Here is a 13,866-nt window from a genome sequence, read left to right as displayed (position 1 = left end):
TTTCTCCTATCCCTTAGGTATTTTAACGCGAGAAACTTCTCTACCTTCAAAGAACTGCGCTTCATCTGATTCTAATAGAGGTTCTCCGTAACGTGTTCGACCTTTAATAATGGTTTGATCTGCAAATCGCGTACCAAACATTCCAGCTGGAATATTTGATCTCAAGCGTTTGTTAAATTCATCAAAGCGCGTTTCAATCGTTTTTTGATGCCCTTGGAAAATAAAGTAGATATTAACTTTGGCTGCTTTTTTCAAGATGGTATCCAAAACAGTGTTAGATAACATTAATTTATCATTGATAGCATGGGCCTCTGGTACATAGACGAAAATTGGTTGATTAACAGCTTCTGGCGAACGCGAAGCCATTTCTCCAAGCAAATCATTCATAACCGTACTGTAATTTTCTTCAGACGCTATCAAATCAAAACTATCAACAGCCCCTTCAAAACGTTGGTCTGGATCAAAGACGATGCGCTGCGCGTGTCCTTTAAAATAAGCCATATTCTTAAGAATAATTGCTTCAAACAAACGTGTTTGCGTTGGGGTGTCATCCATAATAACAAAATAACCATGTTTTTCAGGCACAAAACCGATAACATTTGTTGTTTCCTTATCAAAGGCAAGCGGTACTTGCAAATGATTTATCATTGTCATCGTATAAGCATTGCCATAGAAGTCAGAAAGGCTAATGTCATTTGGAAGCATTGGAATAGCTTTTGGACGTTGTCCAGTCCAAGCTTTATCCATTTCAGCCACCTCTTCTTCTAAGTGACGCAAACGCTCAATATCTTCATCACCTTCACTTGGAAGATAGATTTGGATCTCGTATGGCTTATCATCGTTCACCTGAGCACGTCCAAAGATTTCTTGTGGAATCAAGGCATTACGTCCAATAACATCCTTAACCGCATGGTCTTCAACCAAGAATAAAGCCATCTTAGTTGAAACGTTACTTGACATGCTAATCTTCAAGCTATTAGCTCGCAAAGCTGTCACAATCAGATAGCAACCCAAACTTGAACCTTCTCGTAAAATACGATTCATGCATGCTTCGATAACTTCCTCTTTTGGACTATCCTTAATCGCGTCAAAACCATCCATTACAGTAAGAATAACAGGTAGTTTTTCGCCAGTTTTTTGCTCATATTGAGAAAGACTTGCAACACTATATTCAGCAAATAAGTCTTTACGCATTTTCAATTCATTATCAATACGTTTTAAGAATTTTAGAAGTTTTTCTTCCTCATCCAGACGGGTCAAATCAGCAACATGGGGCAAATCTTTCAATGGTAAGAGCCCATTTGTTCCAAAGTCAAATAAGTTAAACTGGACTTGTTCAGGCGTATTGAGACGGGCAAAATTCATTACTAAAGTCTGCAAAGCAACAGATTTACCAAAACCTGGTGAACCATAAATAACAGTGTGACTCAACTCTTCCACATCAAAATTATAATTACGCTTAGCTTGTTCAGACGGTACATCCATCATGGCAAATGGCACAGCCAAACATTTTTCCTCAGACCAAGACATCTCTAAAACTGGAGAAACAATCTTAGTTTCCAATGGTGGCAACCAAGGTTTATCAGGAATTATCACTCCTGCTGTTTGCGAATAGGCTGAAATATAATCAACCAAAGCTTCTAGCTCTGTCTGTGTCTTTTCTGTTTGAACATTCAAGTCTTCTTCCAAAGAAAGGTCTTCTGTCAAAAGTTCGTATTGCCCCAAATCATTAATCAACCAAATACGATCATCGACTTCCTCTTGCTTCTCTGATTTGTTTGGTTGGTAACTTGCTCCACTCCAAGCAGATTGGAAGAGTTCATAAATTTCATTATTCCCGACTTGTAGGTAAGCACGTCCAGGTTCTACGATACTAGCAGCATCAGGTGTTTTTATGATTTCATTTGAATCTGACTTATCTGATACTTTCAAAGCCAATTTGAAGCGTGAGTTTGACCAGATTTGGTCATCAACAACTCCTGATGGTTTTTGCGTTGCCAAAATCAAATGAACCCCAAGTGAACGACCAATACGAGCAGCGGAAACCAACTCTGACATAAACTCAGGTTCATTAGCCTTCAACTCTGCAAATTCATCACTGATTAAGAACAAATGTGGTAATGGTTTTGTGGGATATTTGCCACCATCTGTGGCTGTTTTCCCTTGCTTATAAAGCTTCGTATAACCATTAATATGATTGACTCCAAAAGCCTCAAACAGACGTTGACGTTTTTGAAGTTCTGCTTTAATAGAAGCTAGCGCACGCGCACTGGCTGCACCATCCAAGTTCGTAATAACTCCCATAAGGTGCGGAAGACCTTTAAAGAGATTAGCCATTCCCCCACCTTTAAAGTCAATCGGCAAGAAACCAACATCTTCTGGTCCAAAATTAACAGCCAAGGATAGCATATAAGATTGCAAGATTTCAGATTTCCCTGAACCAGTTGTCCCTGCAACTAAACCGTGAGGACCATGAGCACGTTCATGCAAATTCAGCTCAACAATATCATCACGTCCTCGAAGTCCCAAAGGAACCGCTAAAGTCTTCGAGGTATCTGCCTTAGCCCATCGCGCAGCTAACTGCAAATCTTCAACTTTTTCAGCCTTATAAAGTTCCAAGAAAGTAACTGATTTAGGAATCGAATTCTTCTCGACTTCCACGTGATGTAGATTAGCCAAGGTTCTAGCAATCGCTTCGTAATTTTTACTTTCTAGATAAGGTGTGAAACGTTGTGCTAGATATTCTCCATTATCATTGATAATTTGACCCACATTTTGGTTTTGGTATTCCACCAAAGTTGTCACAGTTTCTGGCAAGAAACGCTGTGCTTCCTTAATCCAAATCACTGTAATTCCAAGTTCTGTCAAATCCTCAGCTAAATATTCATTTAGGCTATGTCCAACCAAGTAAGAATCATCAAAGATAGTCACTACATAATGAGGAGCAAAGCGAACATCTTTACTTCCCATTTCTCGTTTGAGTTGCATGCGTTTTTGAATAATTTGATAAAGAGCATTTAAAACAGCATCTCGGCTACGCGCATCATGAACAATACCACGAACATTACGTTCCTGAAGTTTGAAATGCGGTAAGAAACGCCATTGATACCAATTTTCTTGATAAGACTCCTCAGGCACCAAAATCACAAAATTAATATCTTGATAGCTATGAAAAACCGCCAGTTGCATCAAAAGATTAGAGATTGCTGGATAAGTTGTATCATAGGTTCCAATGATACCAACAGTCGCTTGGCTAAGAGACAAAGTAATCGGCACCTGATGTTGTTTACGATACTTTTCAACCGTCTTTTTAGCAAAAATAGCTTGTTTATCTTTACTTTGCTCCTTAAAGGAAGTTTGAAGTTTCAACTTCGTATCAATATCACCAGTCCCTAAAGACACTTGTAAAAAGTCAGCATTATAATTCATTCGTTCATAAATGCGAGAATCATAATCAAAAACCATCTTAGCTAAAGTGTCCATATCTGGTTGGTTGTAGTCTAAAATTTCTTTTTCTTCATTGTGATAATGACTTAATGTTGAGATTTGTTTTAAGAGATAGCGGTCATAATCTTCAACACGAATTAGTTCTTGCTTTTTATAATATTTCTTGTCTTGGAAATATTGTGTCAAAGTCATCCCAGCAGTGAGCAAACTAAAGCCGCCCATACCAAGCATCATCCAAGGATTTCTGCGACTGACAAGACTTGTCAAAGCAGTAATCCCAAACATCCCAAGTGGCGGAACAATCGCACGAAGCAAAGAATTACGTCCCATTGAACTGGCTTCCATAGGACTGTCAATGACAATCGCATCACTGTAAATGGTTGGTACAATACGAGGGCTTCTGTGATAATCTGGAAAATCACTCGGAAATTCACTCATCGGAGCTTGAAATAAGAATTTATCCATCTGGGTTAATTCTGGCTTGTTCCAAAAACGTGTTATCTTCCATTGGTGATGACGACATTCAATCAAATAGTCCTCAATAAAAACAGAATCACCCACATTAAATGATTGTGAAATATTATCACGGACACGCTTGCCATTAAGATAAACTAACGAAGTTCCTAAAGACTCAATATAAACCTTTTCTTTAGAAAATAAGACAACTGTCTCGCTATCCAAATGAATATCTGCCACATCAGATGATGATAAGACAAAGTCTTCATGTGGTGGATACAAGTAAAGCGTAAAAATATCTGTTTCAGGCTTCAAAAAATAATAATCTTCTGTGTCTCCAAGAACTTTCTGATTAGCTATCTTTTGACCATTTCTAAAAATCTCACCATCACTTAAACTATAGCGACTACCATCAAAATCCAAAGGAGTTGTTTCAGAAAAACGCATGTACAATAATTTATCAGACAAACTTAACAAAAAAGCTTGTGATTGATTGTCATCTCCCAAATAGTCACCAAGGTGGTGGTAATAAGTTACATTATCATTTTGATTCATAAATCATTAATCCCCATTAGATTGTGAACCTGATGTTTCTCCAAGTTCTTTAGAAAGCTTACTAATTTCTTTCTCGTATTCGTTAAGTTTCTTTTGCTTATCAGAACCACTCATTTTCGTATCAGCTTTCACTTTTTCATATAAATTCGTATAAGCGTGTAAAATCAACTGAGTGTCGCCGATATTTTGAGCCACATCAAGTGCTTTTTCCAAGTCACCACGTCCTAAATAAATCCAGTAATTTAAAATGGTTTCATCTGAAGACTGAGTAATCGTATTTAAAACAGCTTCCATTTGCTCAGAATTAAGATTATCCAATTTTACAAAACTAGTTGCCAAAACATACTTGGCCGATTTCGGCAGACGATTAATACCGTAAGGTTCTAAGATATCAATAGCCTTGTCATAATCAGTTGACATAAAAGCAGCTTGCGCATCAATCACAGCATTTTTCAGCGGTAAATCTCTCGAATATGACTTATAAGTAAAGAATCCTAAAGTCAATGTTGCTACTGCTAGAACAATTGCTCCGACAACTAACGCACGCCATTGTTTTTTATTAACTTGGACCTTACTTTCTTTATTTTTTTGCTCTAAACGATGACATTCTTCACTGATAAATTGATTAATTTCAGCAATCGAATGAAAGGCATTGATTTTTTCAGCAATCGACTCACGAACCGCATCGAGTCCTTCAACCGCTAATTCAAAATCGACCTTGGGCAACAAAATAGAAGCCACTAAAGCTTTATAAACCTTTAAGTATCGTTCTTGATTAAACACTTGAGGTGCTAAAATATGACTGACCCCATAGTGAATCAAACGAACATCATTACCTGAAACATAAATATTTTGCGGATGAAGGTAAACAACATTAAAGTCATTTGGTTTGACAGTCAGTGTCGCCACTTTTTGAGCTAAAGAATAACGCTCTAAATCTGTCGTTGCCTTAGCAATGCAAGTTGCTAAACTCTCTGAAAAAGCTGGCAACTCATATGCTAAGACCAACTCCCCATTTTCAGTCAATGATACTTGCGCCTTAACGTATTCTTTAATAAATTCTTGGCTCTTTCGATCATAATCACTTGGCTGCACAGTCACTAATAACTGATTGTCGTTTTCTACAAGTTTTAAATGGTTATCCTCAAATATCATAAGTTTTAATCTCCAAAATATCCCCATTTCCTAACGGAAAATTAACTAACATCTCGTGGCGATTTAAAGTTATCGCCTTATTTTTCAAGCAAAGTTCCCAAGCTTGATCTTCCTTTTCAACAAAACCCAGCCGAGACAAAATATGTAATTCTCTTAATAACTCTTCTAGCCTAATAAGAGACAAACCTCGCGAAATTCGTAAATCAATTTGCTTATCTTGATAAGCAATTGTAATATCAATGTTGTCGAATGCCATGACGTTTCCTTCCCAAATAAATTCCCAATCCTGTCATCAAAATAAAAAAGCAAAAAACAGCAATCGAATTCAAATACGATTTCTTCTGAGATTGGTTCTCTTTAGCAACTTTATAACTCTCATCAACATGATAATTAACAAATTGCTTTGACGTCACCTTCTCAGTATCTAAGCGATAATAAATTGTCTTTTTATTATCCTTCTTAAAAACAGAATGATTTGCAGTTGTTAGCATCTTCTTTTCTTTTTGATGTTCCTTATCAACAACTTCTTGTGTGCGATTTAAGAAAAGGTTCGGCGCATAAAGCTCCTCAATGCTATTACCTGCCGACTTCTGTTTCGTGTTAGAAATAGAGTCCGTATTTAAATTTAGATTGCCGTTTTCTGCCAAAACGACTGGTGTGCTTAAAAATAAACACAAAATATAAATCCCCATTATCCTTTTTTTCATTTTCCTAAATGTCTATATTAAAATTCCCTTTCATGTGTGTCTCATAATTATACCACTTTTTAAGCTATCTACCAATAGCAAAATAAGCCTTTTCACTCAAATATTTTGCCATATAAAACGATATCATAGGACCAATTTATTTATTCACCCGATGAAATAAAATTTATTTTTTGCGGTTTATACTTTACAAAAAAAAATAAAAGCGTATAATTTAGAAAAAAATAAATTTTAAAGGAGATTTTTATGGCCGCTATTAGCGTAACACCAGAACAACTTAAGGAGCAAGCTCAAGTTTACACTCGTTCAAAAGAACAAATTGAGCAAGCTATCCAATCTGTAAACAGCATGAACAGTCAAATTGCTGAAGAATGGAAAGGTCAAGCTTTCAACGCTTACCTTGAACAATACAACCAACTCTACACTCAAGTTCAAAAATTTGAAGAGTTGCTTGCAAGTATCAATCAACAATTAAACAACTATGCTGAAACTGTTGCAGAACGTGACGCACAAGACTCTGCTTCATTCGGACTTAACTAATTTGTTCTGGCAAGGTGGACTGGGAGACTGTTGAAAATATCATTAACAGAATCCACCTTTTCCAAAATTTAATTTTAACAGCTACTGTAAACCTAAGTTTACAGTAGTTTTTTATCTTTACACTCTATATTTTTATAATATATAAAATTTTTATATATTATACTTGACTTTTAAATTAACCTGATTTATAGTTTATATATAAAATAATTATATATAAAAATTTTATATATTGTCAGAAAGGAATTTGCTATGTATTTTCCAACTTCTGCGACGGTTATTGAATTTCTTATCCTAGCGATTGTCGATAAAGAAGATTCTTATGGTTACGCTATTAGTCACACCATTAAAAAAGTGGCTAATATCAAAGAATCAACGCTTTATCCCATCTTAAAGAAACTCGAAAAAGCAGGTTATTTAAACACCTACCAACAAGAATACCAAGGTCGCAAACGCAAATACTATACCACTACAGAAAGAGGTAAACAACAGCTCACCTTTCTAAAGGGTGAGTGGCAATTGTATATCACAAAAATCGATGACATTGTTGAAGGGAGATTAGAGGATGACGAAAAGTGAGTATTTGGCAAAACTAGATAAATACCTCAAAAAATTGCCAAAAGAGGATTATCTGGAAGCAATGGACTATTTCAGAGAATATTTCGATGAAGCTGGTCCTGAAAACGAAGAAGAAGTTATTGCTGAACTTGGAGCACCAAAAGATGCAGCTCATGATATTATCAGTCGATTACTCGATGAAAAAATCGTTGAGGATGAAAAATCCCCTAAAAACAGAGCTGTCATTATCTGGATTGCTATCTTAGCTATTCTAGCTAGCCCAGTTGCCCTACCACTCATTTTGGTGCTACTTATGGTTATTATTACCATTTTGGCGATTGGGATTGCCATTATAGCCATGGTACTAGCTCTAGGAGTTGCCCTTTTAACATCTGGCGTTTACATGTTGGTTGACAGTTGGTCTTACCTCAGTATCGCCCCATCAACGACAGCCTTGGGAGTTGGGTTAGGACTTCTATCACTCGGATTAGCACTACTAGCTCTTTTAGCTGCTGGTGCTGTTGGGAAATTCGCAGTAAAAAGTATCAGCAAATTAATTCAAAAAGCGGCAAGTAAAAGGAGAAAATCATGAAAAAGTGGACAAAAATTGTTTTAGGTATCGGGATTGGAGCTAGTTTAGCAGGAGCTGGGCTAGCTGGAATTGGTCTGGCTACTGGAGGTTTAACAAAACTCAACCAAAAATACGAAGTGAAAGCTAAAATCAAACATCATAAAACATCACTTGAACCATTTGATAAAATTGATATCAATGCAACAGCTTTTGATGTCACAATCGCAAAAGAAAACATTGACAAGCCTTTTATCTCCTACTCTGACAGTAAAAAACTTCCTGTTTCCTACCAAGTCACTAAAGATGGGACATTAGCTGTTAAACAAACAGGCAGCTGGAATGGTAACCACAGATCTTCCATTAACCTTATCAGTTTAGCTGACCTTATTAACCTAGCGAAAACTGGGACAATAACCAATAAACATACCATTATCATCTCTGTTCCTGAAAATACAGATATTCAGTCCATCAAAACTAACCTAAAAGTTGGTGACCTCCAAGTAAAAAATATCCATGCTAATTACGCTAATGTCGAACTCAACGCTGGAGATTTGGATTTTACCAATTGTACCTTTAAATCAGGAAAAAGTACTCTTTCTGTTGGGGATGCTTACTTCCAAGATTCTGATTTTACCAACTTCTCTCTAACAACTAACACAGGTGATATTGATATTGAAAATGGTAAATTAACCGACTCAAGTATTAACCTTTCAATCGGAGATTTTTCAGCCAATGCTATTTCATTTGAAGGTATAAATAACTTATCTAATTCAACCGGCGACATCGACATCACCTTAGCTAATAAAAACCTTACTGTCCAATCAAGCCACAGTATGGGAGACAGTGATATCTCAAGTTCCCTAATTCCTTCAACCAAAAACATCCTAAAAGTTGACGGTAATACCGGTGACATTACTATTAATTAAACTAAAAAGGTGCCGACACGGCACCTTTTTTATATCTTAAAATAAAAATGTTAATAAGGCTAAAATAGCTAAACCACCTTGTTTAATAATAATTTTTCGATCAGCAGTCACACTACCATAAAGAGCTACCAGAACAACATTCAAAAGGAAAATGACCACAACAGTTGCATTTCCTGTAAAGATACCGTAAAGCAAAAAAACAGCAATCAAACCATTATAAATTCCTTGGTTTTTAAATAGATTGGTTACAGATTCACGTTGCAGCTCTTCTTCTGACATGTTAAAGACACGCGCTGTTGCTTTAGACTGTGTCGCAAATGTCTCTAAATACATAATATAAAAATGTTCCAAAGCTACTAAAGCAGCTAAAATCAGTGTAATAATTGACATATTTTCTCTTCTTTCTCATAATCTACAGATTTTACACACCTGTAAACTCATCGTAAACGTTTCTAAATTAATCAACTTTTGTTAAGTATACAAAAGCTTAAGACATTCTTCAAATGATTTGCCTACAAAAAAACAGAGGATAGGAAACCTATCACTCTGCATCTTGTTTTCTATAAATGACAAGACCTAAGACCATGAAGGCAAGAAGGAAACCAGTTAGAACAGCTACTTCTTTGCCATTTGAGCATGTCATTGAAATTGTTTGACGTAATCCAGTAACAATGTATGACATTGGCATATATGGGTGAACGACTTGGAAGAACTTAGGACTAAGTTCAATTGGATATGAACCACCAGCAGAACCCACTTGCAACAACAACATAATCAATGAAGCGAATGAACCATAGCGATTATCCCAACCGACTAATGCTGTTACAAGAGCCATCAATGTCCAACCACTCAAAATAATGAAGAGTAGTGTTTGCCAACCGTAGTTAGCTTCAAATCCAAGGAATTGAATAGCAGCGTAAAGAATTACTGAACCTGCTGTTGAAATCAAACCATTGATGAACAATTTTTGTTTTGCCCACTCAAAGCGATTCTTAACAGGACGACCTGATAATGAATCAGCAAAGATAACATTTGTTGAAAGAGCAACAACCATAAGTGATACAGCAATCATGTAAGGCGCCATACCAATACCATTTGTTTTCACGCTATCTTTATCTTTAGCAGCTGTAGATACCGGAGCAGAAACCATTTTCGCATTCTTACTATCTACTGAAACTAATGATAATTGATGACTAGCATCAGATAATGAACTTGTCAATGTTGTCAAGCCATCTGTCAATGTTGTCAATCCGTTTGTCAATGTACCACTACCAGTAGCCAATTTGCTTGAACCAGAAGCTAATTCTTGTGCCCCTGATTGTAATTGCTTAGCACCACTATTTAGCTTATCATTGTTTGCAGCTAACTTGTTAGCACCTGATGCTGCTTCACTTGCACCGCTTCTTAACTCATCACTTTTAGAATCGAGTTGGTTAGCGCCATCTGCTGCCTGTTTAACGCCACCTTTAACCTCATCATTGTGAGAAGCTAATTGTGTTATTCCTCCAACTAATTTAGGACTATTTGAATCTAGTTTAGTTGCTCCCGCAGTTAATTGACCTACTGCTGCTGTATAGCTAGAAATACCTGAAGCCAAAGCTGGAATACCTTGATCTGATGTCAAACCTGCTTTAAATTGCGTTAAACCAGCTACTAATTGTTGACTTCCTGCACTAGCAGTTGAAGCATTCGCTTTTAAGGCAGCTACTTTATCAAGAAGAGCTGATAAATTCGTTAATTGTGCTGATAAATCTTCTTGAAGTGAGGCAAGCTGTGTTTGAATACCTGAAATTTGACTTGTTAAATTATTGGCAGTTGTTGCACCAGCACTATTAGTGATAGCAGCATCGATTTCAGCTTGTTGTTCTGAGCTAAGACCTTGGTATGTAGGAGTAGCTCGGACAGCCGCTAAATCTGAACTATTGATAGATGAAATTGCAGAACTCATACCAGATAGCTCTTGGCCTAATTGATTTAGCTCATTAAGATTTGCTTGTAATCGTGAAGTGTCTGGCAAGCTTGTATTATTTAGTTCATTTTGAGTGGCTTGTAAGCCGTTATTTAGGTTAGTCGCAACTGCAATTAATTGATCTAGATTATTGCTACTTTCTGTTTGTAATTGATTAATACCATCGATTAAATCTTTAGATTTAGCATTTAATTGAGTTAAGCCTGATGATAATTGACTGACACCATTAGCATAATCTGGAACTTTAACTGACAATTGCCCTACACCATCGACATAATCATAAATCTTACCTGATTTTTCTGTCAAACCTGATGATAACTGTCCTACACCATTGGTATATGCTGAAACACCTCCAGAGAGTTTGTCAAGACCAGGTGCTAATTTTCCAACACCAGCTGTATATTCACCAAGACCATTGGCAAGTGTTGTTGAACCATCAGCAAGTTGTTGGCTTCCTGAAGCGGCTTTATTTAGGTTATCTGTAATGGTTTGGCTACCTGATTCAAGTTTTTGACTACCATCAACTAATTGATTGCCACCATCGCTAGCCTTTTTCAAACCATCTTGAAGACTAGTCATACTTTTGAAGACTGCCTTCGTATAAGTCTTCGTGATATTTTCTGAAACGGTATCTTTAAGCTTAGTCATTGCTGATTCACTCATTTTTGAAGCGACAACACTACGACCTGCTGTTGTTTGATACTTAATGTTTAATTTCTTCGGATTATCCGTTAATAAGCTAGAGGCTTTCTCTGACAAATCTTCTGGTAATGTGATAACCATGTAGTAATCGCCATCTTTTAAACCTTTATCAGCTTTTTTCTGGCTGACAAAGTGATAATCAAGGGCTTTATTTTTAGACATACTGTCTACCATGTCATCGCCAATTTTTAAAGTTTTATCATTTAGCGTTGCTGACTTATCCTCATTGACAACCGCCACTGGCAAATTCTCTACATTCCCATAAGGGTCCCACATAGAGCCTAAGAATGACAAGTTATAAAGCGCTGGAACAAGCGCAACCCCAATCATTGTTACCCAAAGTTTGGGACTTTTAATAAGTGCTTTTAATTCTTCTAACATATTTTCTCCTAATTTAGACACACTGTTCAAAAATTATGATAAAATATATTATACAAGGATATGAAATAATTTCAAGACAAAAGAAGGAGATTTTGGACACTCTGTCTAAAAGTGTTCAAAAGAAATTGTTTATGGCACATGACAACCGCAAAGCAAACACTAAGAGGGCTATTCAAGAAGCTATGGTTAGCCTCTTAAAAACAGAAAGTTTTGATGATATTACAACGATTAAGTTGGCTAAAGAAGCTGGTATTAGCCGTTCTAGCTTCTACACTCATTACAAGGATAAATTTGAGTTGATTGATTCTTGCCAACAAACGCTCTTTAATCAGGTTGAATACATTTTTGAAAAGCACGAAGGCAATAAAGCTCAAGCCTTTTTGGAAATTTTTGAATTTCTAAAACGTGAGCAGCTCTTATCTGCCTTGATTTCAGCCAACGGAACTCGTGAATTCCAAGCTTTTATCATTAATAAAGTACGTATTTTCATTAATACTGATTTACAAGACCGTTTTGGCCGTGATGAATTAAGTCCTGTTGAGAGAGAATACAGCAGTATTTACTTCGCCTATGCCTTTTTCGGCCTTTGCCAATCCTGGATTGCTAAAGGTAAAAAAGAATCACCACGCCAAATGACTAATCTCATCCTAAAACTTTTGCCGCTTTAACAAAAACCACCATAAAGGTGGCTTTTTTATATTCAATAAGAAAACAAAAAACCACGGAAAAACCGTGGTTTTAAATACTTCAATAAACAGTGAATTAAAGCATTTTGTTGTAGTATTCAACGATAAGAGCTTCGTTGATTTCTGGGTTGATTTCGTCGCGTTCTGGAAGACGAGTCAATGAACCTTCAAGTTTTTCAGCGTCGAATGATACGAATGCTGGACGTCCAAGAGTAGCTTCAACAGCTTCAAGGATAGCAGGTACTTTAGCTGATTTTTCGCGAACTGAGATAACTTGACCTGGAGTTACGCGGTATGAAGGAATATCAACACGTTTACCATCAACAAGGATGTGACCGTGGTTAACGAATTGACGAGCTTGACGACGAGTAGTTGCAAGACCTAGACGGTAAACAACGTTGTCAAGACGACGTTCCAAAAGAACCATAAAGTTGAAACCAAGAGTTCCACCTTTAACTTTAGTAGCTTGTACGAACAAGTTACGGAATTGTTTTTCACCTACACCGTAAGTGAAACGAAGTTTTTGTTTTTCAGCCAATTGCAAACCGTATTCAGAAAGTTTGCTACGGTTGTTAGGACCGTGTTGACCTGGCACGTAGTTACGACGTGCTAATTCTTTACCTGTACCTGTAAGAGACAAGCCAAGGCGACGAGATTGTTTCCATGATGGACCTGTATAACGTGACATTTAAAATGTCCTCCTATAAAATAAAAATTTTGTAGGAAATAACAATTTAGAGAATCCTGATTCGTGCAGGTGACTTTCATCTAAACAGCCAAGATTACTTTTCCGACTTCTAGAAGCTTTTCTATAGAAAGAAAAACTGTAGAAGAGCCAACTGTTGACGAGCTTCATACTCTCCCGCTATTATTTCACACGGAATTTAGTTTAACATAAAAAAAAGGCTCTGTAAAGCCTTTTGTATGTTAATTCTTAGATAAAATTAATCAAAATAACGAATCAATGTTTTTTCAGTTAAAATGTCTGAATAAGTGTATGATTCAACGTATGAGTTATTAATCGCACCTGGAACATCAGAGTTTTCATTGTATTCAACGATAAACAATGATGGGTAAACTTCAGTCAAACGACCAATTTTATTTTTTTCACGTTTACGACCATTTTCGAGTGTCAATTCAACCAATTGACCTTCGTGGGCTTTAATATCTTCTTTGATTTTTTTCATTTTTGCTACATCTGCAAATGCATCACTCATCT

13 protein-coding genes are annotated in these 13,866 nt (G+C 36.5%); 5 read left to right on the top strand and 8 right to left on the bottom strand.

Features of this window, described 5'->3' with window-relative positions; translation table 11 throughout:
- Positions 1-6: 6 nt before the first annotated feature.
- The 4 genes from essC to essA are packed head-to-tail and all read right to left on the bottom strand — an operon-like array spanning position 7 to position 6,320.
- Positions 7-4,458, bottom strand: coding sequence for a type VII secretion protein EssC (gene essC, locus BMX18_RS06255; RefSeq protein ID WP_093815656.1), 4,452 nt, complete (start codon positions 4,456-4,458; stop codon positions 7-9).
- Positions 4,459-4,464: 6 nt separating this feature from the next.
- A complete protein-coding gene (essB, locus tag BMX18_RS06250; protein WP_039691239.1) occupies positions 4,465-5,613 on the bottom strand; it encodes a type VII secretion protein EssB in 1,149 nt (382 codons plus the stop codon).
- Positions 5,603-5,869, bottom strand: a complete 267-nt coding sequence (locus tag BMX18_RS06245; RefSeq protein ID WP_093815654.1) for an EsaB/YukD family protein — start codon at positions 5,867-5,869, stop codon at positions 5,603-5,605. The genes essB and BMX18_RS06245 overlap by 11 nt, the downstream gene beginning before the upstream one ends.
- Positions 5,850-6,320 carry a type VII secretion protein EssA gene (gene essA / locus BMX18_RS06240; RefSeq protein WP_093815652.1) on the bottom strand — a complete coding sequence of 157 codons (471 nt, stop codon included), beginning with the start codon at positions 6,318-6,320 and terminating at the stop codon, positions 5,850-5,852. Before essA ends, BMX18_RS06245 begins: the two co-directional genes overlap by 20 nt.
- A gap of 243 nt (positions 6,321-6,563) precedes the next feature.
- Here essA and BMX18_RS06235 point away from each other — a divergent pair, with 243 nt between their 5' ends.
- From BMX18_RS06235 to BMX18_RS06220, 4 genes are all read left to right on the top strand, one after another.
- The gene (locus BMX18_RS06235) at positions 6,564-6,857 is read left to right on the top strand and encodes a WXG100 family type VII secretion target (protein WP_021143347.1); all 294 of its coding nucleotides are present in this window, start codon (positions 6,564-6,566) and stop codon (positions 6,855-6,857) included.
- Between the two features lie 249 nt (positions 6,858-7,106).
- Positions 7,107-7,433, top strand: a complete 327-nt coding sequence (locus tag BMX18_RS06230; protein WP_021143348.1) for a PadR family transcriptional regulator — start codon at positions 7,107-7,109, stop codon at positions 7,431-7,433.
- Positions 7,420-8,004 (top strand): DUF1700 domain-containing protein, encoded by a 585-nt coding sequence (locus tag BMX18_RS06225; RefSeq protein ID WP_093815651.1) that lies wholly within the window; start codon positions 7,420-7,422, stop codon positions 8,002-8,004. The genes BMX18_RS06230 and BMX18_RS06225 overlap by 14 nt, the downstream gene beginning before the upstream one ends.
- Positions 8,001-8,909, top strand: coding sequence for a DUF4097 family beta strand repeat-containing protein (locus BMX18_RS06220; protein WP_093815649.1), 909 nt, complete (start codon positions 8,001-8,003; stop codon positions 8,907-8,909). The genes BMX18_RS06225 and BMX18_RS06220 overlap by 4 nt, the downstream gene beginning before the upstream one ends.
- Before the next feature lie 36 nt (positions 8,910-8,945).
- Here the strand turns inward: BMX18_RS06220 and BMX18_RS06215 are convergent, their stop codons facing one another.
- Positions 8,946-9,299 carry a DUF1304 domain-containing protein gene (locus BMX18_RS06215; RefSeq protein ID WP_093815647.1) on the bottom strand — a complete coding sequence of 118 codons (354 nt, stop codon included), beginning with the start codon at positions 9,297-9,299 and terminating at the stop codon, positions 8,946-8,948.
- Between the two features lie 151 nt (positions 9,300-9,450).
- A complete protein-coding gene (locus BMX18_RS06210; RefSeq protein WP_093815645.1) occupies positions 9,451-11,961 on the bottom strand; it encodes a YhgE/Pip domain-containing protein in 2,511 nt (836 codons plus the stop codon).
- A gap of 131 nt (positions 11,962-12,092) precedes the next feature.
- Here BMX18_RS06210 and BMX18_RS06205 point away from each other — a divergent pair, with 131 nt between their 5' ends.
- Positions 12,093-12,629, top strand: coding sequence for a TetR/AcrR family transcriptional regulator (locus tag BMX18_RS06205; RefSeq protein ID WP_039696208.1), 537 nt, complete (start codon positions 12,093-12,095; stop codon positions 12,627-12,629).
- A gap of 94 nt (positions 12,630-12,723) precedes the next feature.
- On the opposite strand, the gene rpsD is transcribed toward BMX18_RS06205, so the two are convergent.
- Complete coding sequence (rpsD, locus tag BMX18_RS06200; RefSeq protein ID WP_004233633.1) at positions 12,724-13,335, bottom strand: 30S ribosomal protein S4; 612 nt, start codon at positions 13,333-13,335, stop codon at positions 12,724-12,726.
- 256 nt (positions 13,336-13,591) lie between these two features.
- Positions 13,592-13,864, bottom strand: coding sequence for a Veg family protein (locus tag BMX18_RS06195; RefSeq protein ID WP_004233634.1), 273 nt, complete (start codon positions 13,862-13,864; stop codon positions 13,592-13,594).
- Positions 13,865-13,866 lie beyond the last annotated feature (2 nt).

Origin of the sequence: Streptococcus sp. 45, assembly GCF_900108865.1 — a bacterium.
GTDB lineage: Bacteria > Bacillota > Bacilli > Lactobacillales > Streptococcaceae > Streptococcus > Streptococcus ruminicola.
This window is presented reverse-complemented; position numbering and strand designations above follow the sequence as displayed.

Bases quoted from the DNA above. Each gene is read 5' to 3' on its own strand.
- BMX18_RS06215 (WP_093815647.1), bottom strand. From the start codon at position 9,299: ATGTCAATTATTACACTGATTTTAGCTGCTTTAGTAGCTTTGGAACAT.
- BMX18_RS06205 (WP_039696208.1), top strand. From the start codon at position 12,093: ATGGCACATGACAACCGCAAAGCAAACACTAAGAGGGCTATTCAAGAA.
- BMX18_RS06210 (WP_093815645.1), bottom strand. From the start codon at position 11,961: ATGTTAGAAGAATTAAAAGCACTTATTAAAAGTCCCAAACTTTGGGTA.
- BMX18_RS06225 (WP_093815651.1), top strand. From the start codon at position 7,420: ATGACGAAAAGTGAGTATTTGGCAAAACTAGATAAATACCTCAAAAAA.
- BMX18_RS06220 (WP_093815649.1), top strand. From the start codon at position 8,001: ATGAAAAAGTGGACAAAAATTGTTTTAGGTATCGGGATTGGAGCTAGT.
- BMX18_RS06230 (WP_021143348.1), top strand. From the start codon at position 7,107: ATGTATTTTCCAACTTCTGCGACGGTTATTGAATTTCTTATCCTAGCG.
- essB (WP_039691239.1), bottom strand. From the start codon at position 5,613: ATGATATTTGAGGATAACCATTTAAAACTTGTAGAAAACGACAATCAG.
- rpsD (WP_004233633.1), bottom strand. From the start codon at position 13,335: ATGTCACGTTATACAGGTCCATCATGGAAACAATCTCGTCGCCTTGGC.
- BMX18_RS06235 (WP_021143347.1), top strand. From the start codon at position 6,564: ATGGCCGCTATTAGCGTAACACCAGAACAACTTAAGGAGCAAGCTCAA.
- essA (WP_093815652.1), bottom strand. From the start codon at position 6,320: ATGAAAAAAAGGATAATGGGGATTTATATTTTGTGTTTATTTTTAAGC.
- essC (WP_093815656.1), bottom strand. From the start codon at position 4,458: ATGAATCAAAATGATAATGTAACTTATTACCACCACCTTGGTGACTAT.
- BMX18_RS06245 (WP_093815654.1), bottom strand. From the start codon at position 5,869: ATGGCATTCGACAACATTGATATTACAATTGCTTATCAAGATAAGCAA.
- BMX18_RS06195 (WP_004233634.1), bottom strand. From the start codon at position 13,864: ATGAGTGATGCATTTGCAGATGTAGCAAAAATGAAAAAAATCAAAGAA.